Source organism: Kitasatospora sp. NPDC004531 (genome assembly GCF_053602195.1).
In genome coordinates this window covers 1-26701 of sequence record NZ_JBSGDD010000096.1, presented here as the reverse complement: position 1 = coordinate 26701, position 26701 = coordinate 1, and the positions used below count along the sequence as shown (strand labels likewise).

Here is a 26701-nt window from a genome sequence, read left to right as displayed (position 1 = left end):
CTAACGCTGGGGCCGGCCGCCGCTTCGCTGCTCGGCCGGTGAGGCGGCCGGTGGTGCTGTCAGACCAGGTGGTCGAAGGCCCCGGCCTTCGCACCCGAGACCATGGCCCGGATCTCACCACGGGTGTAGACCAGCGGGGTCTGCTCGGGCCGCTTGGAGTCGCGGATCGCGATGAACTCGCCGATCACGCCGAACTCCACGCAGTTGTCGTTGCCCCCGCTGTCCGGGCTCTTCTCCCAGACGACGCCGGAGAAGTCCAGCTCAACGGGGTCGGGCTTGGTGGTGCTCACTCTTACAGCTCCTTGAGGATCTTGTTGATCTGGCTGCGGGTCTCGGGTGGTCCGAGAGCACGGGCCCGCAGGTGGTCGAAGACCTCGGTGTAACGCGCCACGTCCTCGGATTCCTCGAAGTACACCGAGTTGGTCAGATTCTCCACCCACACCACGTCCGGGTTCGGCTCGGGGAATCCCATGAGCATGAACGACCCGTACAGGCCGGGGTGGAACCCCGCGGCGAACGGCAGCAGCTGGACGGTGATGTTCGTGCGGGGCTCGACCTCCAGCAGGTGCTCCAACTGGCTCTTCAGCACGGCCGGGGCGCCCTCCACGCGGCGGATCGCGCCCTCGTCGATCACCGCCCACAGCTTCGGCGCGTCCTCGGGGCCGAGGACCTTCTCCTGGCGCTCCATCCGCACCGTCACCAGGGCATCCACCTGCTTGGGCGTCAGGTCCACCCGCATCTCGGTGATGACCTGCCGCGCGTAGTCCGCGGTCTGCAGCAGCCCCGGCAGCAGCTGCGGCTCGTAGGAGCGGAAGCTCGTCGCGCTGGACTCCAGCGCGAGGTAGCCGCCGTACTGGGTGGTGTTGATGACCGCCGAGTACTTGCGCCACCACTGCTGGCGCTGGGCCTGGTCCGCGCGGACCAGGTCGAGGATGTCCTCGCGCACCACCGGATCGCTCACCCCGTAGCAGTCCAGCATCGCCTTCACCAGCACCGGACTGGTCCCCCGGTCACCACTCTCGATCCGGCTGAGCGAGCCCTGGTTGACCTCGATCGCGACAGCGACCTCAGCCATCGTCAGATCTGCTCTCTCCCTCAACTCTTTCAGCTTCGCCGACAGTTGACGGCGGTACACCGACTTGAGCGCGGGACTCCTCTTCGACGCCATGCCCCCAGTGTGTCCGTCGCCGCCGCCCCAGGACAACCAATCTGAGGAATCTGGACGGGACATGTTGTCCAACCCATACGCCTAGGGGCATGCTGTCTCTTGGTAGCGAAGTGTGACGGATTGATCGCACTTCGTGGCATATGCCGCTGCCTTGCGCCGACTGCCGGGGTCTTGAGCCCTGGAGGGCCGACGTGCCTGCCGACCCATCCGCGGGCCGGCCGGGGATCTCCTCCGGACCGGTTGCCCGCTCTTGCCACTGGGGAGCACACGCCATGCACGCTGCACATCCCGGTCCCGCCGCCTCTGCCCCTCCGCACCCGCCGAAGGTGGCCGAGTGCGGGTTCTACCTGGCCATACGGCCGGGCGGGTTCGTCCTGCACATGAGCGCAAGCCCCGAGCACATACGGCGGATGCGGGATCGGGTGTTCGAGGCAGTCGCCGGCTTCGGGGTCGGCGAACCGGTCGCCGAGGCGGCCCGGCTGCTGGCCAGCGAGCTGGTGGGCAACGCGGTGCGGCTGTGCGGGCCGTGGACGCCGGTGGTCGTGCAGATCGTCAGCAAGCCCGACCACGTCCAGGTCCAGGTCCACGATCCGGAGCCCGCCGCGCTGCCCGGCCGCAGGGCCGATCCGCCGGACAACGAGGACCTGGAGTCCGGGCGGGGCCTGTGGATTCTGGACGCCCTCGCGCCCGGCTGGACGGTGGAGCCCACCGCGGTCGGCAAGCAGATCACCGCGACGCTGCCGTGCGGGGAGTTCGCGGCCGCCTGACTTCTGGATCTTCCGGCACGGGATGCCGCCGCCCCTGCGGGCGCACCCCGGGCCGGGCCGCGCGACGCACCCCAGGCCCCCGGGCCCGGGTGTCCTCGCGCGGCGGGCGCCGCCGCCTCCCCTTCCGGCGGCGCCCCGCGCGGCCCGGCCGCCGTCTGCGGCGGCCGGGCCTCCCTCGAGCGACACCGCACCTCCCGCCCGCAACGACGCCTGCCCTGGAAGGCCCGACATGACTCCAGCCCTGACCCTGCCGACCAGCCCCTCCGTCACCGTCCGCCCCGGTCCGCCGCTGGTCGGCCTGGTGCGGGTGGACGGCTCGAAGAATGCCGCCCTGCCGCTGCTGGCCGCCGCCGCGGCCACCCGCCGCACGGTCCACCTGGACAACCTGCCCGCGATCCGGGACGTGGAGGCGATGCTGACGCTGATCCAGCGCTCCGGCTACCACCTGGCCCGCCCGGTCAGCGACCCGTCCGGCCTGGCGCTGATGCCCGCCTCCGACCGCCTTCCCGTGCCCGACCTGCCCGAGGCCGCCGCCATCCGCGCGTCCTACTACCTGGTGCCCGCCCTGCTGGCCTCGTGCGGGCAGGCCGTCCTGCCGTGGCCCGGGGGCTGCCAGATCGGTGAGCGGGGCATGGACCAGCACTTCAAGGTGTACGCGGCGTTCGGCGACAAGGTCGAGGTCGACGACGGCGGCTACCGGATCACCGCCGCCGAGCACGGACCGCGCGAAGTGATGATCGACCTGCCCTTCCGCTCGCGCGGCGCGAGCGTGGCGGCCGTGCTCCGCGCGGTGGTCGGCGGCCACCGCCTGCTGCTGGGCAACCCCAACCACTCCCCGGAGTTCACCGGCATGCTGGCCGCGCTGCGGCAGGCCGGGTACCGGATCGAGCTGGGCGCCGACACGCTCACCGCCCAGCCGCTGAGCCGGGCCGAGGACACCTCGCTGCACTGGGCGGTGCCCGGCGACAAGATCGAAGCTGGCACGCTCGCCTGCGCGATCGCCGCCACCGGCGGGACCGGCAGGATCGAGGGAGTCTGCGGCGAGGACGTCGCGGTGGTGGTCGAGACCCTGAACTGGCTGGGCATCTCGGCGACGTTCGAGCCCGGCGCCCTGGAAGTGCACGACTCCTCCCACCCCAGCGGCCGGCCTCTGCAGGCGGTCGCCTCACTGACCCCAGGCGGCCTGGACGCCGACTTCGAGCCGCCGCTGCTGGCGCTCGCGCTCGGCCTGCCCGGCACCCACCTGTTCGCCGACTCCATCAACCCCGGCCGGCACGGCAACCTGCTGCCCCAGCTCGCCCGCCTGGGCGCCGAGATCGAGGAGCTCTCGCCCACGCAGTGCCGCCTGACCGGCCCGCAGCGGCTGACCGGCGCCGTGGTCGAGGCCACCGACATCCGCACCGGCTCCGCGCTGCTGATCGCCGCGCTCACCGCGCGCGGCACCACCACCGTCACCGGCCTTGGCCAGCTGATGCGCGGTCACGCCGATCTGCCGGGCAAGCTCCGCGCGCTGGGCGCCGAGATCAGCGAGGTTGCGCCGTGACGCGCGTGCTGGAGCGGATCACCGCCACCACCGACGTGCACTCCCAGCTCGGCGACGCGGCCGGCCTGCTCGCCCACCTCCACCGCGAGCGGGACACCTCACTGGTGGTGGACTGCGGGGACTTCTTCGAGGGCACCGGCTACTACCGGCTCGGCGGCGGCGACATCGAGCGTGCCATCCTGACCTCGCTCTACGACGTCCTGGCCCCCGGCAACCACGGCTGGAAGCACCACTTCGCCCCGGGACTGCACGAGCTGACCGTGTGCGCCAACGCCGTCGACGCGAACAGCGGCAAGCCGTTGTTCCGCCGCCTGCACCTAGCCCAGGTAGGTGGCCGGAGCGTCGCGGTCACCGCCGTGATCGGCCCGCAGGCGTTCAACGCCGTCCCCGCCGCCGACCGCTCAGGACACCGCGTCACCGACCCGGCCAGCGCGCTGAGGCAGCTGCTGCTCGAACACCACCACGAGGTCGACGCCTGGGTGGTGCTGTCGCACTCCGGCTTCGAGGAGGACCTGAAGCTGGCGGACGCCTGTCCGTTCCTGGACGTCGTCTTCGCCGGACACTGCCACAGCGACCGCTACGCGCCCGAGCCGGTCGGCAACACCCTGGTCGTCAAGGGCGCCGAACTCGCCGCCGGGTACGCGATCGCCGAGCCGGCCGGCCACGGCTGGGCCGCCCACACCTGCCGCTTCCCCGACGCCGCTGCCCTGCCCGCCGCCCTGGAGCCGCTCGGCACCCGGATCGAGGCCCTGCGCGGGCAGCTGACCGCGCCGCTGGGCCGCATCGACCCCCGGTGGCGGCACCAGGTGCCCGACCGGCGCGAGTTGCTGACCGAGGTCGCCGCCCGGCTGCACACCGGGCTCGGCGCCGACGCCGTGATCCTCAACGAGACCGCGCTACGGCCGGTGCTGCTGGGCGAGGTCCTGACCCTGGAGGACCTGCTGGCCGTCGAGCCGTTCGGCAACCAGCTGGTCCACGCGCCCGTCCCAGGCGCCGTGGCCGCCGACGTGGCGGGCCTGCTGGCCCACTTCACCGAGCGGGCCGGGCCCCTGGTCGTGGCACCCGACCCGCTTCCGGCCGGCCTTCGCACCGTCCTGACCACCGACTACCTGGCCGAGACCGTCATGGCCGGCCGCGCGCCCACGGCCGGGCTGCCGCTCGGCCAGGCCGTGCGGCACGTTCTGGCCGACCCCCTGTCCAGCACCGAGGAAGGAGAGCCGAAGTGATCCTCACCGGCCCCGAGATCACCGCCGCCGTCCGCGACGGCCGCCTGCGGATCACCCCGTTCGAGTCCGGCCAGGTCAACCCCAACAGCTACAACGTCCGCCTGGGCCCCACGCTGCTGACCTACACCGAACCGGTCATCGACGCCCACCGTCCCAACCCCACCACCGTCGTCCAGATCGGCCCCGAGGGCTACGTCCTGCAGCCCGGCGAGCTCTACCTGGGCCACACTCTGGAGGAGGTCGGCTCCGACACCTTCGTGCCGCTGCTGTTCGGCCGCTCCTCGGTCGGCCGCCTGGGCCTATTCGTCGAGATCACCGCCCCGATCGGCGACATCGGCTTCCACGGCCAGTGGACCCTGATGCTCAACCCCGTCCGCCCGCTGCGGGTCTACCCGGGGATGAAGATCGGGCAGATCATGTTCTTCGTCGCCGTCGGCCCGGTCGACCTCTACGCGGGCAAGTACCAGGCCGCGCTGGGCCCGCAGCCCTCCGGGTACTGGCGCGACGCCGCGGCCGGGGCGGTGGCCTGATGATCCTCACCGGCCCCGCGATCGCCGCCGCCGTCGCCACGGGCGAGATCGCCATCGACCCCTTCGACCCCGCCCGGCTGTCACCGAACGCCTACGACTGGCGCCTGGGCGAGACGTTACGCATCTGCGACGGCGACCTGGACGCCGCCGCCCCCACCCCCTTCGCCGAAACCGTCATCCCCACCGGCGGCCTGGTCCTCGAGCCCGGGGTGCTCTACCTGGGGGTGACCCTGGAGCGGACCGGCTCCGAGCGGTACGCGCAGATGCTCAACGGCGACCGCACCACCGGAGCACTCGGCATCTGGGTCCACGTCTCGGCCCCGCTGGGCCACGCCGGCCACGCGATCCGCTGGACACTGGAGATCCGCGCCGCCCGGCCCGTGCGGGTCTACCCGGGCATGACCTTCGGCAAGCTGGTCTTCCTGCAGACCTTCGGCGCCCCCGCCAGCTACCAGCAGCTCGGCACCAAGTACACCGCTACCGACGGCATCGACATCTCCCGCCTGTACGAGGAGATCCCCGGCGGTGCAGCGTGAACGCACCCCTGGTGGCGACCTTCCTCGACCTGCCCGCCGGCAGCCCCGGCGGCAGCGTCGAACTCTTCCTCGACCTGTACACCGGCCCCGACCCGCTCATCCCCGCCCGCGCCTTCATGCTCCAGCCCACCCGGCACCGGCCCGCGCCCACGGCCGGGCTGGACCTGCTGTCGGTCGGCGGCAAGTGCCTGGAGGGGCCCGCGTTCCGCCGCTACGTCACCGCCCTGCGCCAGGCCCTGGCCGCCGCCCTGGACCCGGCCTCCATCGGCGTCCTCCACCTCCAGCACCTCGCCTTCGGCGCCACCCCAGCCCTGCTTCGGGCCCTGCCCCAGCACCCGCGGATCGCCCTGGTGCACGGCACCGACCTGCTCTTCGCCGAACTGCACCGCGACCAGCTGCAGATCCTGCGCGAGACCGCCCGCTTCGCCGACGCCATCGTGGTCCCCACCGGCGCGATGGCCGACCGGCTGCTGCGGCTCGCCCCGCAGACCGACCGCCGCAAGATCACCCACATCCCCTGGGGCATCCCCGACCACCTCCTGACCGAGCCGCCCGCCCGGCCCCCGCACCGCCCCGGCCAGACCCTGCGGCTGCTGTACGCCGGGCGGCTGACCGCTGAGAAGGGCGGCGAACTCCTCGCCAAGGCCCTGGCCGGCGTGCCGGGGATCGAGCTGAGCATCGCCGCCCCGCGCCACGAGTTCCACGCCCTGGCCCCGCTGCTCAAGCGCACGGGCCTCCACGCCCGCTACCTCGGCTGGCTGCACCGGCCTCAGTTGTGGAAGGCGTTCGCCGACCACGACGCGCTGGTCATGCCGTCCACCACGCTGGAGGCCATGGGCCTGGTCGCCCTCGAAGCCCAGGCCCGCGACCTGGCGGTGCTCTACCAACCCGTCCCCGGCCTGCGCGACGCGCTCGGCGCCTCCGCCCTGGCCACCGACTTCACCAACCCCCAGGCCGTGGCCCGCGATCTGGCCCGGCTGAAGTCCTCGCCCAGCCTGCTGCCCGCCCTGCGCAAAGCCGGCCGCGACAACGCGGCCCGCTACCCGCTCAGCGCCACCGCGGCCGCGCTGGCAGACCTGGGCAGGCAGCTCGCCTGACATCCGGGCCGGTCCCGCGCCGCAACCCGCCCCGCCCCCGTCGCTTCACTACGCTGGCGGGGCGGACCATCCACGAAGATTCGGGGAGACGATGACACCCAGCACCGACCGCATCCACCAGCTGCTGGAAGGCGGTGTCCGCGACAAGGCATACCCCGGTGCCGTCTGGGCCTTCGGCGACACCTCCGGCACCCTGGCCAGCGGAACCGTCGGCTCCCCGGACCCCGACCGGCCCGAGCAGACGATGCGGCCGGACACCGTCTTCGACGTCGCCTCTCTCACCAAGATCCTCGCCGTGTGGTCGTCCATCGGCGCCCTGTGGACCGACGGTGCCCTGCCCCTGGACGAACCCCTCGCCAGCATCTGGCCAGAGGTCGACGGTCACCCCCTGGGCCGGGTCACCGCCCGCAACCTGCTCACCCACACCGCGGGCGTCCCCCTGCGGGCCCAGCTGAAGAACCTCTACGGCACAGACCCGGCCGCCATCCGCGCCGGCGTGCTCCACGAAGCCCTGCACCGGCCGCCCGGCGAGGCCGTCGAGTACACCGACCGCGCCGCCCTCATCCTCGGCTACCTCGCCGAACACCTCTCCGGCCAACCCCTGGACCAGCTCGCCCAGGCCCGGACCTGGGAACCGCTGGGCATGACCGGCACCCGCTTCGGGCCGCTGCCCGCCGGCCCCGCCGACCGATGCGCGCCCACCGAGCTCGACCAGGACACCGGCGCCCACCTGAAGGGCACCGCCCACGACTTCTCCGCCCGCCTCTTGGACGGGGTGTGCGGCATCGCCGGCGTCTTCTCCGTCCTGGACGACCTCGCCGTCTTCCTGCGCTACCTGCTCGACCCGGCCACGGCCGCCCACCGCCCCGGCTTCGGCCCCGAGTGGACCGAGGAGTCCCTGACCGTGCAGACCGGCTCCCTGGAACCCGTCCGCGGACTGTTCTGGCACCCGGCCCCCGGCACCGACCCCGCCGAACAGACCTGGGTGCACTACGGCTTCACCGGCACCGGCATGTGGATCTCCCCCAAGCTGGGGACCTGGGCCGTGCTGCTGACCAACAAGCTCTACTACACCCGCGACCGCGAGCCGCTGACCAGCATTCGCAACGGCTTCCGCGAACTCGTCTTCAACTGACCGCGCCCACAGAGGAGATGGGCACGGACCTGGACGAGCCGCGCGTGCTGATCCTCGGAAGCCGCAGGTGGCCGTAGAGGCAGTCCCGACCGTCTGGTGACACCGGCGGCGTCTCAGCGGTCTCATCCGGCTGACCCGCTACTGGTCCGGCCGCCGCAACATGAGCTCCCATCCAGCGGCACGAGGTGGGCGTGCCTGGAGTTGCGGCACGCGAGGTCGCGCGAAGTGTCAGACCAGGGGCGTACCGTTCTCTCACGGCGCAGGATTCCCTGCCCCTGCAAGCGACTTGGCGGCCTGCGAGGTTCAGTTGGCGACGAAGAAGAGCGGCTACAAGCGGAAGGCCCTGCCCGAGAAGGTTAGGTTCGAGGTCTGGGTCCGCAGCGGGGGCCGGTGCGCGATCTGCAACCGCTACCTTCTCGATGGGGCCTTGGCCAACAAGACCATCCGCCTCGGCGAGCTCGCCCACATCGTCGGCCAGCAGAACACCGCGGGCTCTCCCCGGGGGCAGAACGATCTCGTCGAGCGCGACACCGCGGACAACGTGATGCTGGTCTGTGCCGACGAGCACGACGAGATCGACGCGCGGGAGAACCTCGACGTCTTCACCGTCGAGAAACTGCTCGCGCTCAAGCGCGCTCACGAAGACCGGATCAAGCATGTCACCGGCATCGCACCCGACCGTACGACCACCGTGCTGCGGATGATCGGTCAGGTCCGGGGGCAGGAAGTCGAACTGACCCGCCAGACGGCCTCATCCGCCGTGCTCATCTCGGGCGATCGCGTCCCCCTCTTCCTGGAGTCCTACTCCCGCCACGGGATCGAGATCGAGCTCCGCCACGTACTCGGCGAAGCCACGATCGACCTCCGCGACGTCCCCGGGGAGGACGGGACCAACGGCGAGTACTACAGCCAGGCCAAGGCCGTGATCGACAACGTCGTCGACAACAAGCTCAACGAGGGCATCTCCCGCGACCAAGTGGCCCATCTCAGCGTCTTCGGATTCGCCCGCATCCCACTCCTCGTCTACCTGGGATCGCGTCTGGACGACACCGTGCCCACCGATATCTACCAGCGCCACCGCCACGACGAGGCCTGGACATGGAGCGAGGACGGACCGGCCGCCACCTTCGCGACACACCTCGACCTGGACGTGCCGCCCGCCGGCGAAGCCGTCCTGGTGCTCAACATCTCCGGCACCATCCAGCCCGGGGAACTGCCCCCTCAACTGGCCGGGCTGCGGCGCTACCGGATCAGCCCGGCGGACGCGGCGGCTGCCCCAGACATCATGCGCCACCGCGACAGCCTCGCCCATTTCCAAGGGAACCTTCGCGCCCTGTTCGCCGACATCGAGGCGAACGCGAAGGACATCCGCCGCCTGCACATCCTGCCCGCTGTACCGCTGTCCGCCGCAGTGAGCCTGGGCCGTGTCCACGACCGCCAGGTCCACCCCAGTCTGACGATCTACGACCGCACCGACGGCGGCTACCGCCCCGCGCTGGAGATCAAGTGAAACTCAACGGGCACTTCAACACCCTGCTCAAGGGGACGGTCAACCTCAACCAGACCAGGCTGGACCACCTGGACACCCGGGTGACGGCCATCTTGAACTTCCTGACCAGCGACTCGGTCCTCGGCCCGCTGATCCTCGGCACCACCCGGCAGGGCTCCTGGGCTCATCGCACCATCATCAAGCCAGTGGCCGGCAAGAACGACGAGTTCGACGCCGACTTCCTGCTCAACCTGACCGTCGTCGAGGCATGGGCAACGACGCCGTCGGAGTACCTGAACACCCTGTTCGCAGCGCTCAAGCGCAGCAGCACCTACAAGTCGATGGTGGTGAAGAAGAACCGCTGCGTGCGGATCAACTACGCGGGCGACTGCCACGTCGACATCGTCCCCCACCTCGTCCTGTCCAATGGCCGACAGGTGATCGTCAACTCGGAGGCAGAGGAGTTCGAGGAGACCAACCCCGAGGGCTACACCGCGTGGATGAAGGAGAAGGACTCGCTGACCGGCGGCAACCTGCGCAAGGTGATCCGCCTGGTGAAGTACCTGCGGGACTCCAAGGACACGTTCAGCATCCCCTCGGTGATCTTGACCGCGCTGCTCGGTGAGCGGGTCCAGGTCTACGACACGGGCAACCGCTACAGCGGGGTGCCCACCACCCTCGTCCACCTCATCGAGGACCTCGCCGCCTGGCTGGCCCTCAACCCCGTGATGCCCGTCATCACCGACCCGAGCTGCCCGCAGACCAGCTTCAACCACCGCTGGGACCAGGACCGGTACGACAACTTCGCCAAGCACATCCAGTCGTACGCGACCCGGATGCGCGCCGCCCTGGAGGAGCAGGACAAGGACAAGAGCGTCAAGCTCTGGCAGGACCTCTTCGGCGACGGGTTCAGGGCGCCCGCCACCACGGCGGCGGCGGCCCCCCTCACCAAGGCCGAGCAGGCGGCCTCGACGGAGGTGGTCACCCGGGCGCCGTTGGAGAGGTTCATCGAGGAGATGGGCGTGCAGCTGGCGGGTGGGCGCCGGGCCCGAATCGAAGCCCGTGTCGCGAACCCCATCGGCACCGGGTCGGTGGACCTGCGCCGGACGGGGTTCGCCCCCGTCGGCCGGGACCTCTACTTCACGGTGACCACCGACGCCCCGCAGCCGTACGAGATCTGGTGGAAGGTCCGCAACCACGGGCCGGACGCCGAGAACGCCCACGGCCTGCGTGGTCAGATCACGCCCGGGCGCGGACCACGGATCCATGAGCGGACCAAGTATCGGGGTCGGCATTACGTGGAGGTGTGGATCGTCAAGGACGGCAAGGTCGTCGCGAGCGATCACCACGACGTTGTAATCCGCTGACGACGCCACGCCATCAGGGTGACGCGCATGAAGCGGGGCGGCTCCCCATGTGACTCAGCCCCGGCGAGAGCGTGCAGGCTGGCAACTGGTTGAAGCTCACCTTCTTCCTCCCCCGGACCGCCTACGGCGGGTCCGGGGGAGCTCGAGGCCGCCGCCGAGCAGCCCCCCGGCCGGGCCGGGCATGTCTTAGCCCCGGCGACATGGCCATCAGGGCCAGCGGTCCACCGGGGCTTTCCGTCCGATGCTATCCGCCCGACGGCCAGCACGTCTCAGACCCCGATCACGCCACCGCCCTGGCCGTAGACGACCGCCTGCCACTCCAGCAGCGGGCAGTCCGCGACCAGCAGCGTGTCCAGCCCGTCCGCTCCCCCAGCCGCGACGACCCGCGCGAACGCCTCCTCATGGACAGGGTGGTTGCCCTGGAGCGCGTCGCAGTGCTGGCAGCCGTTGGCCCACTGCCGCTCCCGCATGACCCGGCTGTACCGGCTCGCCACCGGAGCTGCCAGGTCAGGCCGCCCCTTGCTCTGCACGAGCCGGACGGCCAGCTTCATCGCCGCCTCGCCGTCCGTGGTGTGCAGCCCTCCGTACCCGCGGGCGGGCCGCTCGGGGTAGAGGCCGACCAGACACAGCGTGTCCTTGCCGCACTTCCAGCACTCCCGCGTCATGCCCAGCACGCGCAACGCGACGGTGGTTGCGGACCCCGGCGGCACCGTCGCGGGCAGCTGCAGGTTGTCCGGGTCGAAGTCGTCCGTCTCGGCGAGCTCGTCCAACCGCTGGCAGATGGCACACCACACCTCCCAGCCGCCGTCACCCTTGCGAAGGAACCCGCCGCCGGGTAGCACCAACACCGAACACCTCACGCACCCGCCGGCGAACCGGTTCTCCACGCGCTTCCTCCTTCAGCTACGGCCCTCGCTCCCGCACGGTATCCGGTGCCCGACGCCCGATCGTCGCCCAGCAGCCTCCGGGCGATCGCCGACCGGCGGCGGCCCCGGCCCGGTAGCGTGATCACCCGGCACCCCCCGCCGTCACCTGGGAAGGAAGTCCGACGTGAGCAAGGAAGCCGTCGCGTACGTGAACCAGCTGGGCATGACGGACGAGACCGCCCGTCGGGTCTTCCTGCTACTCGCCGAGCGGACCAGCACCTCGCGCCTCGCGTGGGACGGCGAGGCTCCCGAGATCATGGGCATCGAGCTCACCCCTGCCGACATCCCCGCCCTCGCGGCCCAGGCCGGCCTCGACCCGGAAGGGTTCCGCGCACAGCTTCGGCAGCTGAAGCAGCACGTACGGATGGACGTCCTGGAGCACAGCGACGGCGTGTGGGAGATCGTCTACGGCCCGTCGTACACCAAGCCGCGGCCTCAGCCCGTCACTGAGGCGAACGTGGGCCAGCTGCACGACTTCGCGATGCCGGGCTGGGAGCGGTACAGCACCTGGGGCTACGAGGTAGGTCTCGGCCACTACTACGCCCAGATCATCCACAACAGCGACGACCGCGACGCCGAGCCGCGGATCTGGATCACCCCGCCCAGGTACGTGGTGCGGACGATCGACGAGCTCGCCCAGGCCATCTCCGACGCCCTCGCTCCGTACGAGCCGATCTCCATCCCCGCCAGCATCATCAAGATGTACATGACCAAGCCGCCCGCCTCACGCTGATTCGCGGGCTGCCGTCACGGTCAGCGCGGCTACCCCGGGTTTGCTGGCCAGCACTCGTAACGGTTCGGGAAGTTCGGCAATCCGAGTTTTACCTGCGGCGCGGCCATGGAATGATCGCTGCACTCGGTAACCAGAGGGAGGCGGTGGGTGCATGACCAGCCCGGAGAATCCCTTCGAGGCATCGGCGTCAGCGCTCGGCTACCTCTACCAGCTCCGCGTGGCCCTCCAGCGGTGCGTGGAGCTCTCCAGGGGCGGGATCGAGTGGAGTGTGGCGATTGAGGCAACGGACGACGTCCAGGCCCTCATCGGGTCGCACACCGAGCTGACCCAGCTGAAGAAGCGGGCAGACAACGTGAGACTGACGGACCTGTCGTCGGACCTGTGGAAGACGATCAGGGTCTGGTCACACGCCGTCACCGAGGGGCACATCGACCTTGCCGAGACAAGCCTCTACCTGATTACCACCGCAGAGCTGCCGGACGACAGCGCGGGGTTCCTCCTGCAGCCCAAGGCCAGCGGGCACCGTGACGAGCAGGCTGCCGAGGCCCTCCTCGTCCAGGCGCGGCAGTCCTCGAAGAGTACGACGTTGGCCAAGGCCTTCGAGGCGTTCGACGCGCTCGGGACGCAACGCCGGGCCGAGCTGGTCAGCCGGATCGAGGTCATCGGTGACGCGCCGGGGATGGACTCCATCAGGGAGAACCTGCTCGGCTACGCGAGCCTGGCCGTCGAGCGCCGGTTCGCGGAGTCCTTTCTTCAGCGTCTTGAGGGCTGGTTCTTCGAGCGGGCGTCCGTCCAGATGAGCTTCCCGGGGTCGGACCCGGTGACCGGCGCCGAGTTCGACGAGCTGTTCAACGACCTGCGCAATCAGATCGGTGAGCACAACCTGCCGATCGACCCTGATATCGCCGCGCTCACGGCTACGGCCCCGGCCGCTGCCGATGCCGCCGACAAGGTGTTCGTGCATCAGCTCCGGCTGATCGACGTGGGCGCGGAGCGGATCGGCTACGCGGTTCGTGACTGGGTGAGGGCCTTCGCTCAGCGCTCCCGCTGGGCGAACGAGAACCTGCTGCGCGCCGGCGAGATCGGCGCGTATGAGCGCAGGCTCGTGGAGGAGTGGCAGTCGCGCTTCGCCGAGATGCGTGAAGACCTCGGCGACGAAGCCACCGAGGAAGAGATGAAGCGTGAGGCCAAGCTGATCTACAGGTGGGTCGACCGGGAGGCCCGGCTTCGCATCCGCACCGGCTGTGAAGAGGTGTTCGTCGTCAAGGGGTCGTACCAGATGCTCGCGGACGAGCTGCGGGTCGGGTGGCATCCAGACTTCAGCGCCCGGCTGGCGGCTCTGCTGGAGCCGGCGGGAGCCGCTGATGGCCGAGCGTGACCTCAGCCGCGAGGAGCGCGCCCTGTTCAACCCGGCCTTCACCGCACTCGTGTGCGTCCGGGCTGTGCAGGGCTACGAGAAGCAGTACCGCTCCGCCTGCCCGCTTCCAGTCGCAGTGACCGCCGCGGTCATGGCCCTCCAGCCGTCCATCCGGACGGCGCTGCCCGCCACCCTCCGCACCGGGCTGATGAACTGGCTCGACGAGAACGAGGCCGTGCGCGTGGCCATGGGTCTCAACGCCGCCGCCCTCGCCGCCGTCGTGCGACCAGGCCTGCTCTTCGCCCTTCAGAGCGATGTGCTCAGGCTTCAAGGATCTGGGCTGACGGTGAAGCCACGGGCCGTGACGGCCCTCAAGGACGGCCCCGAGCAGAACACCGCGATCCAGAAAGCCGCCCACCAACTCGGGCGCTGGCTGCCCAGCACCGGCAGCATCAGCACCGTCCTGACGCTCCTGGGAGTCCAAGCGTGACCTTTCAGATCCAAGCGGTCACCGTCTACGGCAAGCAGCCCGGACAGGTCCGTACGGTCCCGTTCCGCACCGGCACCCTGAACATCGTCACGGGCGACTCCCGGCGCGGGAAGAGCGCACTGCTGACGATCATCGACTACTGCCTGGCCAGCTCCGACTACCCTGTCAAGGCTGGCAAGGTCCGCAAGTACGTGGGCGCCTACGCCGTCACCCTGGCGAAGCCCGGCCAGCAGCTCTTCGTCGCCCGGCGCGCCCCGGAGCCGGGGAACGCCGTGAGCACCGTGCTGTGCATCCTGTCCCAGGCCCCGGAGACCCCACCTCCCCCGCTGGAGGAGCTGACCTTCGCGACGCCCCTGGACACCGCCAAGGACATCCTCAGCGACTTCTGCGGCATCGACCGCACCGTCAAGGTGCCCGCGGTCGCCCGCGCTCAGACCATCGCTCCGTCGATCCGCCACGCGCTGTACTTCTGCTTCCAGGCGCAGAACGAGGTCGCCAACCCCGACCTGCTGTTCCACTCCCAAGGTGAGGAGTGGCGGCCGAACACCATCCGCGGTGTGATCCCGTACTTCCTCGGCGCCGTCGACCCCGAGCAGGCGGCGCTGCGCAACCGGCTGCGGCTCCTGCGCCGGGACCTTTCCGACCTTGAAGCCAAACTCGCCCAGGCCCGCGACCTCGGCCCGGCGTCGGGCCAGGCCCGAGCGCTGCTCGCCGAGGCGGTCGAGGCAGGGCTTCTACCGCACCGCGACAGCGAGCCGACGGCCGAGGAGGTCCTTGGCCTTCTGCGGTTCGCCATGGAGGGCAGCATCCGGCTGGAGCTGGAGCCCCGGCCGGACAACGACGGCGACCCGCTGGCCGCCGCTATCGGCCGGCGTGCCCAACTGCGCCGCGCCGTCGGGCAGTCCCGAGCCCGCATCGCCGACCTCAAGCGCGCGGTCGAGGAGAACGACGACTTCGCGGGAGAGGCAAGGGAGCAGCGCCGACGTCTCGCGTCTCTCGGTTTGATGCGACTGTCCCCGGACACCTCCCAGGCCGCGCAATGCCCGGTGTGTGAGAGCCCGATCGCCTCGGCCAACACCACGGTGGCGACGATCATGCACGACCTCGAACGCCTCGACGGCGATTTGCAGGTGATCGGCAGCGACACACCCGCCCTGCAACGCCAGATGGCCCTGGAGGAGGAGCAACTGCAGCAGCTGCGCGCCGCGCTCTCCCGCAGCCAGGACGAGATCAACGAGATCAGCGCCGGGCTGCGCGCGCTGCAGCAGGAGCCGGACCAGGCGCAGCGGGCCGCCCATGTGCGAGGCCGTATCAGCCTTTACCTCGACACCACCGCCCAGCATGTGAGTGCCCCGCAGGTCGAAGACCGCCGCGACGACCTCCAGCGACAGATCGCTGAGTTGGAAGAGCTCCTGAGCGACGACACCCAGGGCGACCGGCTCACCAGTTACCTGTCCCTGATCAGCCAGAACATCCGCACCAAGGCTGCCGCGCTGGAGCTCGACCACTCGGACGCGCCCATCCGCCTTGACGTAAACCGGCTGACTGTCGTCGCCGACACGGCCGACGGCCCCGTCCGGCTCGCCGACATGGGCAGCGCCGAGAACCACCTCGGCTACCACGTCGCCACGCTGCTGAGCCTGCACGAGTGGTTCAGCGAGCACCGCGGCCCCGTCCCGCGGACGCTGATCCTCGACCAGCCGTCCCAGGTGTACTTCCCGCCCGACTACACCGGCGAGCCCACACCCCAGGGGACCGACCTCAGCCACCTGCTGAACGTCTACCGGACCATCAACGACACCGTCCAGGCACTCGACGGCGCACTCCAGGTCATCGTCGTCGAGCACGCCGACCTGGCCGACCCGCTCTTCCGTGACCACGTCGTCGAACGCTGGCGCTACAGCAACAACCAGGCCCTCGTACCCCCGGAGTGGATCACTGAGCCGATCGACGAGGACGAGGAGGAGTAACCCCGCACTCGACGCTCAGCGTCGGCCGGCATCTGGCCAGCGGCACCGCAGGCGCCCCGGACCCGGCCGGGCCGAACCCGAACGTGTACCGCTGCGACCGTGACCAGCGCGGTGGCGTCCGCAATGGAAACCACCTGCGGACGGGCTCCGCCGGTCGCTACCGTCGTGGCATGGGATCGCCGATCACGTTCGAGCGTCTGCTGTCTGGGGCCCGGGACTTCGCCCACCTGGCCATGGGCGCCCACGCAGAGGGACAGACCGAGGTCTTCCTCCTGGACGCGGGAGTCAGCGTCGAGCGGTTGGCCAAGGCCGCGCTGGTGCGGGTGCACCCGACACTGCTCGCTGAGGTCAAGGGCAACGACGACATGCTCTTGCACTTTGCCGGAGCCCTGATCACCCCGCCGCAGAGGTTCCACACCATCGGAGCCGCAGCAGCCATCGCCAGGCTGAGGAAGATCGGCATCCTGCCCAGGTCGGGAGAGCTGGACGGGCTGATCGAGCTGAGGAACGGCGTCGCGCACCTCGGCGCGAGCAGCGCCGACGACTATCTCGCCCCTTTCGTGGAGACGATCTGCAAGCTCCTCGACCACACCGGCCAGGACCGCGCCGAGTTCTGGGGATCATGGTCCGAAGCCATACAAGTGACCCTCGACGACCGGTTCGACCGTGTCCAGAAGGCTGTCCATCTTCGCATGGACCAGGCCCGGTTCCGGATGGAGACCCGCTTCGGGAAGCTGCCCGAAGGAACGGTCGAAAGCGTCGCCCGCACCATCGGCGAGACGGGGCTCGTGGTCATCGACCGAAACCCGACCGGCGTGCTCTTCCGCACGCTCAGCAGCTGCCCGGCCTGCGCCGTCGAGGCGGCCACGCTGTTCCTGAAGGCACCGAACACGGCCCTGCTGTACGAGATGGAGCTCACCGCAGAAGAGCTGCACTGCGGCCTCTGCGGTCTCCACCTCACAGGCGTACAGGAAATCGAGATCGCCGGCCTCTCAACAACCATGAGCTGCAAGGTCGAAGACCTCAAGGAAGTGATCAACGACGGTCCCATCGGCAGCCTCACTGAAGATCCGAATCTCGGGAGGCCTCGCAGGCCGGTAGAGGACAGCTGGTAGCCACGGCATCCGCTTGCCGCCGTATAGTCGGCTCCATCAGCCTGGTGCGCCGACTTCAGCCTGTGGCTACCAAGCCACGGACACCGTCGCCAGCTAGTGTGATCTCGGCCACAGGCTGATGGGGGGAATGAGACACAATAACTCACCGCAGCCTGTCGGCGGCTCGGAGCTCCGGCTCCGCGTAAAGCGACACGCTCGCGGGGGACACGGTCTTTGCAGCGATACCGGGGGTGCTCATTCCGGCGTCCGGCGGCCCCTCCGCGACCATCCGGAGCCGGTGGCGCAGCCAGGCGCCGAGCCTGCGGGTGACACGCATCGCGGAGGCCGGCAGGACCGGCGGGAAGAGCTTGGTCATCGGTGAAATCCCTTCGTAGCAACGGACATGCGCAGCACGGACATTCGGCTTGTGCGGCTCACAGCCGCTGGGAGAAGACGCCGGTCAGGCCCATCACCACCGGCACCACGCCGATCAGCACGAACGCGGGCAGGAAGCAGAGCCCGAGCGGCGCGGTCGCCAGGACACCGGCTCGGCGGACCCTCGCGTGCGCCGCCCGTGCGGCCGCGGCCCGCTGGGACTGGGCGAGGCCGACGAGCGCGGTGGCCGGCGGCGCGCCGGTGCGGGTGGTGCGGGCCAGGCAGCGGGCGAGCGGGGCCATCGGCGGGCAGTCGACGGCCAGCCCCTCCCAGCAGCGCTCCGGGGAGGCGCCGAGGGAGAGCTGCGCGGCGACGCCGGACAGGCGCTCCCGCATCGGGGACGGCACGCTGTCCGCGACCGCGCGGGCCGCCCCGGCCGGGGAGCCGCTCGACCCGAGGCAGGCTGCCAGCAGGTCGGCGGTCAGCGGCAGTTGGCGGACCAGCCAGCCGTGTTCGACGACCGGCCGACCCCCGTCGGGAGCCCGCACCCGGGGCAGCAGCCGCCACCCCGCCCAACCCGCCACCGCTCCGACCGCCGCGCCGGCCCAGCCGCCGACCAGGACGGCGACGGCCGCCCCGAGCAGCACCGCCAGCGGCCGGTCGCCCGCCAGCCGACGGACCGCCCGCCGCCCGACGTCCCCGACCCGGCCGCGCCGCGCGGTGTCGGCCGCCGCCACCACCGGGACGCAGCGCCCGACCCGCCGCCGCACCGCCCGGGCTCGCGCCGCCGCCAGCGCCTGACCGGTCAGCCCTGCCGCGGCCACCGGCAGCAGCATCACCATGCCGTCCACCTCGTCTCCCAGATCGAACTCGATTGATTCGCCAAGCAGTTGGCGCGTCCTTCCGCGCCCCCTGCCGGATCGCCCCGGCCCCAGCCCCGGCCCCGGCCGACGCACCCGTTCACTCCCATCGGCCCGCCCGATGGACCAGGTGTTCCTCCGAGAGGGCCGGCACGGCGGCGAGCCACCTGTCCCGCCGGGTGCGGGAGATCCCGCAAACGGCGGGCGTCGCCCGGGCCGGACCTGGCCGGGCATCGCGCCGCGCCTCTGCCGGGACCTGCCGGGGCCGGGCCGGGGCATCCTCGGCCGCCCGGACGATCCGGGCGGTCCAGACGATGCCGGCGGCCTCCAGCGCGGCGCCGGCGAGCAGGCTGAGCAGGCCCACCGGGGTGTGCAGCAGGATCCGCGCCGGGTGGGCGCCGAGCGCGCTGCCCAGGCCGAGCCCCACGGCGGGCAGCGCGGCCAGCACGATCACGGTGGTGCGCGGCCCGGCGAGTTCGCCCGCGATCTCCTCGGCGAGGGCCCGCTCGGCACGCAGCGCGTCCGCGACCTGCTCCAGGCCGAACGCCAGCCCGGTACCGCTCTCGGTGCTCACCCGCCAGCAGGCCGCGACCGCCGACGCGCCCTCCCCGCCGGGCAGTTCGGCCACCTGCCGGAGGGCGGCGGGCAGATCCGCCCCGTAGCGGCCAGCCGCCAGCCGGGCCGTCGGCTCGGGGCCGAGCCGACGGGCCCAGTCGGAGGTGGACCGGGAGATCACCGCGTGCATGGCCTGCTCGGGTGTGGCCCCGCTGCGCAGTTCGGCCGCGAGGGCGGCGCACAGGTCGATCACCGCCGCGCTCCGCTGCCGCGCCGCCCGGCCCGCGAGGTACCGGGCCCGCCAGCGGCGGAGCGGTACCACCGCACAGGCCGCACCGATCAGCGGGAGCGCCGAGGCGGTGCCCTGCCCGACCGCCGCTCCGACCGGGAGCAGCAGCAGCTCGGGCACCAGCCAGGGTGGCCGCCGTCGCCGCCACCCGGCCCGGAGCCGGGCGAGCGGGCCGTGGGGCGCCCGGTGCCCGTTCAGCATGCGCCGCAGCCGCCCGTCCCCGATCCGGCGGCGCCGGGCCGCCGTCAGCCAGTTCGCCCCGAGCAACGCCGGCGCACCGACCAGGGCCACCGCGCCGCCGACCGACACCGACACCGACGCTGCCGCCGACGCCGACGCCGACGCCAGTACGGCACCGAACTCCCCTGCCATCACGACCTCCTGACCTCTGAGCGCAGCAGCCGCCACGCCAGCACCCCGATCACGCAGAGCGCGCTCACCCACATCGCCTCGATCTGGCCGAGCGTCATGACGCCTCCGCCGAGGCCTCGCAGGGAGGAGCGTCCAGGGCCGGACCCGCGTCCGGGGCTGCGTCCGGCTCCGCGGAGGCAACCGGTGCCGGCCCGGAGAGCGCCTCCGGGTGCGGCGGCAGTTCGACGCCGCGTTCGGCACAGAGCTCCCGCAGCCTGGCCCAGCCGGGACCGGGCCGGCTGCGGCCGTCGCGGTCGAAGTGGACGGCGGCGGTGGTGCCGGTCAGTCCGTCCGGCTCGGCGGCCAGCAGGTGCAGGCCGGTGACCCGGCGGCGGCCGTCGGCCCGGTCGCGGCCGAGGTGGACGACGGCGTCGAGCCCGGCCCGCAGTTGGCTGTGCAGCGACTGCCGGTCGAGCCCGGCGAGCGAGCCGAGGGCCTCCAGCCGGGCGGGCACGTCGGCCGCGGTGTTGGCGTGGACGGTGCCGCAGCCGCCTTCGTGGCCGGTGTTGAGGGCGGCCAGCAGGTCGACCACCTCCGCGCCGCGGACCTCGCCGACCACCAGCCGGTCGGGCCGCATCCGCAGCGCCTGCCGGACCAGGTCGCGAAGGGTCAGCTCGCCCAGTGACTCCTGGTTGGGCGGTCGGGACTGGAGCCGGACGACGTGCGGATGGTCCGGTCGGAGTTCGGCCGAATCCTCGACCAGCACGATGCGTTCGTCGACCGGGACGAGCCCGAGCAGCGCGGCCAGCAGGGTGGTCTTGCCGCTGCCGGTGCCGCCGGAGATCAGCAGCGACAGCCGGGCCCGGAGCACCGCGCCCAGCAGGTCGGCGCCGGACGGGGGAAGCGCCCCGACGGCCACCAACTCGGCGAGGGTGAACGGTGTGGTGCGGCAGGTGCGCAGCGAGATGTGGGTGCAGTCGGCGGCGATCGGCGGCAGGACGGCGTGCAGCCGGGTGCCGTCGGACAGCCGGGCGTCCACCCAGGGCCGGGCGTCGTCCAGACGGCGTCCGGCGGCGGTGGCCAGCCGGTGGGCGAGTCGGCGGACGGCGTCGGTGTTCGGGAAGCGCACCTGGGTCGCGCGTTCCAGGCCCTTGCCGCGGTCGATCCAGATCTGGTCGGGCCCGTTGACCAGGACGTCGGTGACACCGGGCTCGGCCAGCAGCGGGTCGAGCGGCCCGGCGCCGACGATCTCGGCCCGCAGGCTGCGGACGGTGTTGAGCACGTCGGCCCCGCCGAGCGGCGGCCGGGCGGCGCGCAGTGCGGCGGCGACCGAGCCGGCGGTGGGCGCCGCTCCTGCCTCGGCGAGCCGGAGCCGGACGGCGTCGACGAGTTCGGCGGCTCCGTCGCCGGGCGGCGGCCCGTCCCGTTCGGGCGCGGCGGGCGGCTGTCGGCGGACCAGGTAGCGCACCGGCGGGCCGGTGCGCGGGCCGGCTTCGGCGGCCGGGGTGGCGTCCTCGGCGGGCCCCGGCGGGGCACCGAGCAGGGCCCGGGTGCGGGGTACCGGGATGCGCCGGTGCGTGCGGGCGATCGGGTGCCGGGCGGGCCTCGGCTGCCCGGTGTGCTCCTCGGTGGCGGGAGCGTCGACGGCGTGCAGGCGGTTGGTCATGGGTTCTCCTCAGGCCGCCACGACGGGCGGCATCGCTTCGGTCAGGAATCGCCCGCAGAAGCGGGCCAGCGGCCCGCCGTCCCGCAGGCCGGGCGGGGCGCCGCGTTCGGCGTCCAGCGCGAGGCCGGGCTCGGGGGCGAGCTCCCCGGCCAGGCGCAGTTGCAGGCCGCGGGCGACGTCGGCGGCGGTGAGACCGGACGGCCCGGGGGTGCGGACGACGGCGCGCAGGTCGGCGAGCCGCATCCGGACGGCCGCGGCGACCCGGCCGGCGGCGGCCAGCGCACGAAGCTCGGCGGGGACCACGAGCAGCCCGGTGTCGGCCTGTTCGAGGGCCTGGGCGGCGGCCGCGTCGAGGTGTCGGGGCAGGTCGAGGACGACCAGCCCGCCGCGTCTCCGGGCGGCGGCCAAGACGCTGCGCATGGCTTCGGCGGGGATGGTCAGGGTGTCCGAGCGGTCCCAGGACAGGGCGCTGAGCCGGTGCGTCTCGGGCAGCGCCTTGGCCAGCTCGGCGCCGCTGATCCGGCCGCGCGAGGCGGCCAGGTCGGGCCAGCGCAGGCCGCCGGACCGTTCGGCGCCGAGCAGCACGTCGAGGCCGCCGCCGAGCGGGTCGCCGTCGATCAGCATCGTGCGGTGCCCGGCCCGGGCGGCGCGCACGGCGAGCGCGCAGGCCAGCGTGGACGCCCCGGCGCCGCCGCGTCCGCCGAGGACGGCGACGGTGAGCGCGGGTGGACCGACGCCCTCGGTGGCGTCGGCGATCCGGTCGAGCAGCCAGGGCTGTGCGTCCGGCAGGAACAGCACGTGCTCCGCGCCGAGCCGGACGGCGCGGACCCAGATCTCGCCGTCGTCGAGGTCGAGCCCGAGCAGCAGCACGCCGGCTCGCCGGGGCAGGTCGGCGCACTGCTCGGCAAGGTCGTCGCCGACCAGCACCAGCGGGGCGTTCTCCCACAGCCGGGCGGGCGGTGGGGCGCCGCTGAGCAGCCGTGGTTCGGCTCCGGCGGCGGCGCACAGGCGGGTGAGCTGTTCGGCGAGGGTTTCGTCGGCGGTGAGGATCAGCGGCCCGGGCGGGGGCTCGGGGCCGGTGGCGTGCGGGTCGGTGACGAATGCGGACAAGGCGGGCCTCCGCGTGGTGCGGGATCGGTCTGACGGCGCGTCGGACGCGTCGGCCCGGGTGAGTCGGCGCGGCGGCGCGGACACCACGGTGAGGGATGGCGCGGAATGCGTCAGCCGAGTTCCCAATGCCTGTGGATAACCCGCCCCTGTGGATAACCGGGCTCACTCGGACGGGGGCCGAATCAGTTCGGAATTGACGCATCGGGTATACCGATATGACGCTCGATCCACTACGGAGAGTGACAAATGCGGGGGCGTGAACAAACCTCGACAGCGACTCGGAAACCGCCGGAGCACCCCCCTGAACCGCCTGTCACGCCACTCCCTGGAGGCTCAATTGCCTAGGAAAATGGCCCCGGACATGCGACGACCCCCGCCGGGGGGGAGAGCGGGGGTCGTCTATCCACGGCCCGGCTCGGGGGGGAGGAGCCGGACCGGGTTAGCACGGTCGCGCGAACGATCCGTGACTTCCATGGTGTACCCGACCGCCCAGAAACACAAACCCGCACGCCCACGGGTCCACCGAATGGCCGCCTGTTTTGCCGGTCCCTCTATCCTCGGTTCCCGTGGACACCACCGAGAACGCCGACTTCGCCGACCGCGGTGCCGACTCCGACGCACCGGACTCCACCGAGCCCGTGACGGACACCACAGCGCCCGCCCGACCCGGGTACGGCGTGCCGCGGACCGCCGCCTTCTTCGACCTCGACAAGACGATCATCGCCAAGTCCAGCGCGCTCGCCTTCAGCCGCCCGTTCTACCAGGGCGGCCTGATCAACCGCCGTTCGGTGGTGAAGAGCGCCTACGCCCAATTCGTCTTCCTGGTCGGCGGCGCGGACCACGACCAGATGGAGAAGATGCGGGCCTACCTGTCGGCGCTCACCCGGGGCTGGAACGTCCAGCAGGTGCGGGAGATCGTCGCGGAGACCCTGCACGGCATGATCGACCCGATCATCTACGACGAGGCGGCCTCGCTGATCGAGCAGCACCACGCGGCCGGCCGGGACGTGGTGATCGTCAGCAGCTCCGGCTCCGAGGTGGTCGAGCCGATCGGCCACCTGCTGGGCGCGGACCACGTGATCGCCACCCGGCTGCACGTCGAGGACGGCCGCTACACCGGCGAGATCGAGTACTACGCGTACGCCGAGAACAAGGCCGCCGCGATCCGCGAGCTGGCCGAACGGGAGGGCTACGACCTCGCCAACTGCTATGCGTACAGCGACTCCTCGACCGATCTGCCGATGCTGGAGGCGGTCGGCCACCCGGCCGCGGTGAACCCGGACCGGGCGCTGCGCAAGGAGGCGGTGGCCCGCGAGTGGCCGGTGCTGGTGTTCAGCCGCCCGGTCGAACTGACCCGCCGGCTCCCGGAGTTCCGCGCGCCGAGCCGTTCGGTGCTGGCCGCGGTGGCGGTCGGCGCGGCGGCGCTGACGGCCGGGGTGCTCTGGTACAGCGCACGGCGGCGGCGCCCGACGGCCTGATCCCGCGACACCACCCGACGCACCGGGCGGAACGGTCCTGCACGGACCGGACTTCGCCGAATCGGACAAACCGCATGGGAACCCGGCAAACCATCCTTTTCCGGGTTCCCCTTTTGTCTGATCTGCGGTAGAAATGGGTTAGGCCCGCGAGACCCGGTCAGGACCCAACAGGGTCGTTCCGACAACGCAGTTCAGGCCCCACGGACCAACGTACGGACAATCGGGCACCCACATGCAGCCGACCCGCTGTCGGGCCGCCGCACCAGGCGAAGGGCAACAGGACCCCGCCTGATGGGCAATTGCACGGTGCATGCACTGGTAACCCGGTCTCCGTGCCAGCGGCGACGCCCGGAAGTCTCGGACGTCGCCGCAACCGTTCCCGCACCACCGCAACCGTGCGGCGGGCCCTGCCGGTTCAGACCATGCCGCGCTGCATCGCCTCGCACACCGCGGTGCTCTCGCGCACGCCCAGGCCGAGCCCGGCGGCGCAGTGGGTGAGCCAGCGGGCCATGCCCTCGGGGGTGCCCTCCAGGTAGCCCAGCAGCGCCTTCCGGTAGGCGGCGGTGCCGAGTTCGGCGAGGCCGACCTCGGCGGGGCAGATCGCCTTCGGGTCGAGCCCCTCGGCCGTCAGCACGATCCGCTGGGCGGCGCGGGCCACCAGGCCGTTGTGGGCGCCGAAGGGACGCAGCGCGAGCAGTTCGCCGTGCACGACGGCGGCGACCACCAGGGCGGGCGCGCCGCCGGTGGGGCGTTCGGTGCGGGCGACCAGCAGCCCGGCGAGCTGGTCGAGCCGGGCGGCCACCTCGTCGGCGGATGGCGGCGGCGGGAGTTCGCCGACCGGGCCGTCGGGCGCGGCGCCTTCGGTGGGGGCGAGTTCGCGCGGGAACAGCGGCGTGGCGCTCTCGCCGGCCCGGCGCGGGCGGCCGGCGGACGGGTCGGCGTCGCCGACGGCGAGCAGGTGGAGGCGGGCCAGCACCTGGAGCGGGGAGGTGCGCCAGATGCTGAGCAGCTGGCCGGCCTCGGCGGAGATGCGCAGGGCCGCGCCGATCGTTCGGGCCTCGGGGTCGGCGCTGAAGTCGGTGCGGCGGCGGACCTCCTCCAGTGGCCAGTCGGCGCCTTCCAGGGCGGCGGAGGCGCGGGCGCCGCGCAGCGCGGACTCGGACGTCACCTCGCCCGCCCGGCGCCGCATCACGCGGTGTCCGTAGAGGCGGTCGACGTTCTTTCGCACCTCGGCGACGGCCTCGGGGACCCCGGCCAGCTGGGCCAGCGGGGCGAGCGGGTCTGTTCCTGTGGTCACCTACCCGAGAGTAATGAATCGGCCGGGCGACCGGGCGGCAACCCCCGGGTCACCCTTTCGTGGCAATCCGCCCTTCCCCCATGTGCTGCACCCCAAACCACCGCTAGCATGAGCCGCAATCGGTGACGATAACGATTTCCAACAAGCGTCACCTCGCGGCAGCGTGCCATCGCACCCCCGCGGCAGCGCACGGCACACCGAGCACACCGAGCCGCGCACCACCGAGCCCCACCACAGAGCCACAGCACTTCAGAGCCACAGAGCCGGAGACTCAGATGAAGATCGCCTTCGTCGGCAAGGGCGGCAGCGGCAAGACCACCCTGTCCGCACTGTTCATCCGCCACCTGGCCGCCGCCGGCTGTCCGGTGGTCGCCGTCGATGCGGACATCAATCAGCATCTGGGGCCCGCCCTCGGCCTGACGGACGCCCAGGCCGCGGCGCTGCCCGCGCTCGGCGGCCACCTGCCGGAGATCAAGGAGTACCTGCGCGGCGCCAACCCGCTGATCCGCTCCGCCGAGGAGATGATCAAGACCACTCCGCCCGGCCCCGGCTCCCGCCTGCTGCGGATCGTCGAGGAGAACCCGGTCTACGCGGCCTGCGCCCGGCCGATCGCGCTGGACGAGGGCTCGGTGCGGCTGATGGCGACCGGCGCGTTCGCCGAGGAGGACCTCGGGGTGGCCTGCTACCACTCCAAGGTCGGCGCGGTGGAACTGCTGCTCAACCACCTGCTGGACGGCCCGGACGAGTACCTGGTCACCGACATGACGGCCGGCTCCGACTCCTTCGCCTCCGGCCTGTTCACCCGCTTCGACCTGACCTTCCTGGTCGCCGAGCCGACCCGCAAGGGCGTCTCGGTGTACCGCCAGTACAAGGAGTACGCCCAGGACTTCGACGTCCACCTGCGGGTGATCGGCAACAAGGTGCAGAGCGCGGACGACCTGGAGTTCCTGCGCCGCGAGGTCGGCGACGACCTCTACGCCTCGTTCGGGCACTCCGACTGGGTGCGGCGACTGGAGCGCGGGGACGAGCCGCCGCTGCGGGAGCTGGAGCCGGCCAACCGGGAGGTGCTGGGTCGGCTGCGGACAGCCGCGGACGCCGCCCTCCAGCTGCGCGACCCGCGCCGCTACAGCGCCCAGGCGGTCCGCTTCCACCTGCGCAACGCGGAGAGCTGGGGCAACGCGAAGATCGGCGCGGACCTGGCGACCCAGGTGGACCCCGACTACGTGCTGGGCGCCGAGCAGGCCAGGACCGCCGGGGTCTGAACCGCCCGCCGAGGGCCGGCCCGTCCAGTC

General features: G+C 71.9%; 25 protein-coding genes. 16 read left to right on the top strand and 9 right to left on the bottom strand.

Annotated features, from left to right (window positions below; genetic code table 11):
- Window positions 1-59 precede the first annotated feature (59 nt).
- Together ACWEMJ_RS28625 and ACWEMJ_RS28620 are read right to left on the bottom strand one after the other, a co-directional pair.
- Window positions 60-290 (bottom strand): DUF397 domain-containing protein, encoded by a 231-nt coding sequence (locus tag ACWEMJ_RS28625; RefSeq protein WP_452140006.1) that lies wholly within the window; start codon window positions 288-290, stop codon window positions 60-62.
- Window positions 291-292: 2 nt separating this feature from the next.
- Window positions 293-1168, bottom strand: a complete 876-nt coding sequence (locus tag ACWEMJ_RS28620) for a helix-turn-helix domain-containing protein (protein ID WP_452140005.1) — start codon at window positions 1166-1168, stop codon at window positions 293-295.
- 140 nt (window positions 1169-1308) lie between these two features.
- Here ACWEMJ_RS28620 and ACWEMJ_RS28615 point away from each other — a divergent pair, with 140 nt between their 5' ends.
- The 9 genes from ACWEMJ_RS28615 to ACWEMJ_RS28575 all read left to right on the top strand — a co-directional run bounded on the left by ACWEMJ_RS28615 (window position 1309) and on the right by ACWEMJ_RS28575 (window position 10858).
- Window positions 1309-1935, top strand: a complete 627-nt coding sequence (locus ACWEMJ_RS28615) for an ATP-binding protein (RefSeq protein ID WP_452140004.1) — start codon at window positions 1309-1311, stop codon at window positions 1933-1935.
- 229 nt (window positions 1936-2164) lie between these two features.
- On the top strand, window positions 2165-3478 hold the full coding sequence (locus ACWEMJ_RS28610; RefSeq protein WP_452140003.1) for a UDP-N-acetylglucosamine 1-carboxyvinyltransferase: 1314 nt from the start codon (window positions 2165-2167) through the stop codon (window positions 3476-3478).
- Window positions 3475-4704, top strand: coding sequence for a metallophosphoesterase (locus tag ACWEMJ_RS28605; protein ID WP_452140002.1), 1230 nt, complete (start codon window positions 3475-3477; stop codon window positions 4702-4704). Before ACWEMJ_RS28610 ends, ACWEMJ_RS28605 begins: the two co-directional genes overlap by 4 nt.
- On the top strand, window positions 4701-5234 hold the full coding sequence (gene dcd, locus ACWEMJ_RS28600; protein WP_452140001.1) for a dCTP deaminase: 534 nt from the start codon (window positions 4701-4703) through the stop codon (window positions 5232-5234). Before ACWEMJ_RS28605 ends, dcd begins: the two co-directional genes overlap by 4 nt.
- Window positions 5234-5770, top strand: coding sequence for a dCTP deaminase (locus ACWEMJ_RS28595; RefSeq protein ID WP_452140000.1), 537 nt, complete (start codon window positions 5234-5236; stop codon window positions 5768-5770). Before dcd ends, ACWEMJ_RS28595 begins: the two co-directional genes overlap by 1 nt.
- Window positions 5767-6867 carry a glycosyltransferase family 4 protein gene (locus ACWEMJ_RS28590; protein WP_452139999.1) on the top strand — a complete coding sequence of 367 codons (1101 nt, stop codon included), beginning with the start codon at window positions 5767-5769 and terminating at the stop codon, window positions 6865-6867. Before ACWEMJ_RS28595 ends, ACWEMJ_RS28590 begins: the two co-directional genes overlap by 4 nt.
- A gap of 91 nt (window positions 6868-6958) precedes the next feature.
- Window positions 6959-8002 (top strand): serine hydrolase domain-containing protein, encoded by a 1044-nt coding sequence (locus ACWEMJ_RS28585; protein WP_452139998.1) that lies wholly within the window; start codon window positions 6959-6961, stop codon window positions 8000-8002.
- A 307-nt stretch (window positions 8003-8309) separates the two neighbouring features.
- Entirely contained in the window at window positions 8310-9512 is a 1203-nt protein-coding gene (locus ACWEMJ_RS28580) for an SAVED domain-containing protein (RefSeq protein WP_452139997.1), read from the top strand.
- Window positions 9509-10858, top strand: coding sequence for an SMODS domain-containing nucleotidyltransferase (locus tag ACWEMJ_RS28575; protein WP_452139996.1), 1350 nt, complete (start codon window positions 9509-9511; stop codon window positions 10856-10858). Before ACWEMJ_RS28580 ends, ACWEMJ_RS28575 begins: the two co-directional genes overlap by 4 nt.
- A gap of 269 nt (window positions 10859-11127) precedes the next feature.
- Here the strand turns inward: ACWEMJ_RS28575 and ACWEMJ_RS28570 are convergent, their stop codons facing one another.
- The gene (locus ACWEMJ_RS28570) at window positions 11128-11745 is read right to left on the bottom strand and encodes a hypothetical protein (protein WP_452139995.1); all 618 of its coding nucleotides are present in this window, start codon (window positions 11743-11745) and stop codon (window positions 11128-11130) included.
- 163 nt (window positions 11746-11908) lie between these two features.
- Here ACWEMJ_RS28570 and ACWEMJ_RS28565 point away from each other — a divergent pair, with 163 nt between their 5' ends.
- The 5 genes from ACWEMJ_RS28565 (at window position 11909) to ACWEMJ_RS28545 (ending at window position 17449) form a co-directional block, all read left to right on the top strand.
- Entirely contained in the window at window positions 11909-12517 is a 609-nt protein-coding gene (locus tag ACWEMJ_RS28565) for a hypothetical protein (RefSeq protein WP_452139994.1), read from the top strand.
- Between the two features lie 151 nt (window positions 12518-12668).
- The gene (locus ACWEMJ_RS28560; protein ID WP_452139993.1) at window positions 12669-13895 is read left to right on the top strand and encodes an ABC-three component system protein; all 1227 of its coding nucleotides are present in this window, start codon (window positions 12669-12671) and stop codon (window positions 13893-13895) included.
- Window positions 13882-14364, top strand: a complete 483-nt coding sequence (locus tag ACWEMJ_RS28555) for a three component ABC system middle component (protein WP_452139992.1) — start codon at window positions 13882-13884, stop codon at window positions 14362-14364. The genes ACWEMJ_RS28560 and ACWEMJ_RS28555 overlap by 14 nt, the downstream gene beginning before the upstream one ends.
- The gene (locus ACWEMJ_RS28550; protein WP_452139991.1) at window positions 14361-16334 is read left to right on the top strand and encodes a DUF3732 domain-containing protein; all 1974 of its coding nucleotides are present in this window, start codon (window positions 14361-14363) and stop codon (window positions 16332-16334) included. Before ACWEMJ_RS28555 ends, ACWEMJ_RS28550 begins: the two co-directional genes overlap by 4 nt.
- A 170-nt stretch (window positions 16335-16504) precedes the next feature.
- Entirely contained in the window at window positions 16505-17449 is a 945-nt protein-coding gene (locus ACWEMJ_RS28545; protein WP_452139990.1) for a hypothetical protein, read from the top strand.
- Window positions 17450-17591: 142 nt separating this feature from the next.
- Here ACWEMJ_RS28545 and ACWEMJ_RS28540 read toward each other — a convergent pair whose 3' ends face one another.
- From ACWEMJ_RS28540 to ssd, 5 genes are all read right to left on the bottom strand, one after another.
- Window positions 17592-17804, bottom strand: coding sequence for a hypothetical protein (locus ACWEMJ_RS28540; RefSeq protein WP_452139989.1), 213 nt, complete (start codon window positions 17802-17804; stop codon window positions 17592-17594).
- Window positions 17805-17862: 58 nt separating this feature from the next.
- Entirely contained in the window at window positions 17863-18645 is a 783-nt protein-coding gene (locus tag ACWEMJ_RS28535) for a type II secretion system F family protein (RefSeq protein WP_452139988.1), read from the bottom strand.
- Window positions 18646-18763: 118 nt separating this feature from the next.
- On the bottom strand, window positions 18764-19879 hold the full coding sequence (locus ACWEMJ_RS28530) for a type II secretion system F family protein (protein WP_452139987.1): 1116 nt from the start codon (window positions 19877-19879) through the stop codon (window positions 18764-18766).
- 94 nt (window positions 19880-19973) lie between these two features.
- Complete coding sequence (locus tag ACWEMJ_RS28525; RefSeq protein WP_452139986.1) at window positions 19974-21524, bottom strand: TadA family conjugal transfer-associated ATPase; 1551 nt, start codon at window positions 21522-21524, stop codon at window positions 19974-19976.
- A gap of 9 nt (window positions 21525-21533) precedes the next feature.
- Window positions 21534-22634 carry a septum site-determining protein Ssd gene (ssd, locus tag ACWEMJ_RS28520; protein ID WP_452139985.1) on the bottom strand — a complete coding sequence of 367 codons (1101 nt, stop codon included), beginning with the start codon at window positions 22632-22634 and terminating at the stop codon, window positions 21534-21536.
- Between the two features lie 638 nt (window positions 22635-23272).
- Between ssd and ACWEMJ_RS28515 the strand changes: the two genes are divergently transcribed.
- Window positions 23273-24112 carry an HAD family hydrolase gene (locus tag ACWEMJ_RS28515; RefSeq protein ID WP_452140007.1) on the top strand — a complete coding sequence of 280 codons (840 nt, stop codon included), beginning with the start codon at window positions 23273-23275 and terminating at the stop codon, window positions 24110-24112.
- Window positions 24113-24527: 415 nt separating this feature from the next.
- On the opposite strand, the gene ACWEMJ_RS28510 is transcribed toward ACWEMJ_RS28515, so the two are convergent.
- Window positions 24528-25409 carry an oxidoreductase gene (locus ACWEMJ_RS28510; RefSeq protein ID WP_452139984.1) on the bottom strand — a complete coding sequence of 294 codons (882 nt, stop codon included), beginning with the start codon at window positions 25407-25409 and terminating at the stop codon, window positions 24528-24530.
- Window positions 25410-25684: 275 nt separating this feature from the next.
- Here ACWEMJ_RS28510 and ACWEMJ_RS28505 point away from each other — a divergent pair, with 275 nt between their 5' ends.
- A complete protein-coding gene (locus ACWEMJ_RS28505; protein ID WP_452139983.1) occupies window positions 25685-26671 on the top strand; it encodes an ATP-binding protein in 987 nt (328 codons plus the stop codon).
- Window positions 26672-26701: the final 30 nt, after the last annotated feature.

Bases quoted from the DNA above. Each gene is read 5' to 3' on its own strand.
- ACWEMJ_RS28620 (WP_452140005.1), bottom strand. From the start codon at position 1,168: ATGGCGTCGAAGAGGAGTCCCGCGCTCAAGTCGGTGTACCGCCGTCAA.
- ACWEMJ_RS28615 (WP_452140004.1), top strand. From the start codon at position 1,309: ATGCCGCTGCCTTGCGCCGACTGCCGGGGTCTTGAGCCCTGGAGGGCC.
- ACWEMJ_RS28610 (WP_452140003.1), top strand. From the start codon at position 2,165: ATGACTCCAGCCCTGACCCTGCCGACCAGCCCCTCCGTCACCGTCCGC.
- ACWEMJ_RS28595 (WP_452140000.1), top strand. From the start codon at position 5,234: ATGATCCTCACCGGCCCCGCGATCGCCGCCGCCGTCGCCACGGGCGAG.
- ACWEMJ_RS28585 (WP_452139998.1), top strand. From the start codon at position 6,959: ATGACACCCAGCACCGACCGCATCCACCAGCTGCTGGAAGGCGGTGTC.
- ACWEMJ_RS28560 (WP_452139993.1), top strand. From the start codon at position 12,669: ATGACCAGCCCGGAGAATCCCTTCGAGGCATCGGCGTCAGCGCTCGGC.
- ACWEMJ_RS28555 (WP_452139992.1), top strand. From the start codon at position 13,882: ATGGCCGAGCGTGACCTCAGCCGCGAGGAGCGCGCCCTGTTCAACCCG.
- ACWEMJ_RS28545 (WP_452139990.1), top strand. From the start codon at position 16,505: ATGGGATCGCCGATCACGTTCGAGCGTCTGCTGTCTGGGGCCCGGGAC.
- ACWEMJ_RS28540 (WP_452139989.1), bottom strand. From the start codon at position 17,804: ATGACCAAGCTCTTCCCGCCGGTCCTGCCGGCCTCCGCGATGCGTGTC.
- ACWEMJ_RS28535 (WP_452139988.1), bottom strand. From the start codon at position 18,645: ATGGTGATGCTGCTGCCGGTGGCCGCGGCAGGGCTGACCGGTCAGGCG.
- ACWEMJ_RS28530 (WP_452139987.1), bottom strand. From the start codon at position 19,879: ATGGCAGGGGAGTTCGGTGCCGTACTGGCGTCGGCGTCGGCGTCGGCG.
- ACWEMJ_RS28525 (WP_452139986.1), bottom strand. From the start codon at position 21,524: ATGACCAACCGCCTGCACGCCGTCGACGCTCCCGCCACCGAGGAGCAC.
- ACWEMJ_RS28505 (WP_452139983.1), top strand. From the start codon at position 25,685: ATGAAGATCGCCTTCGTCGGCAAGGGCGGCAGCGGCAAGACCACCCTG.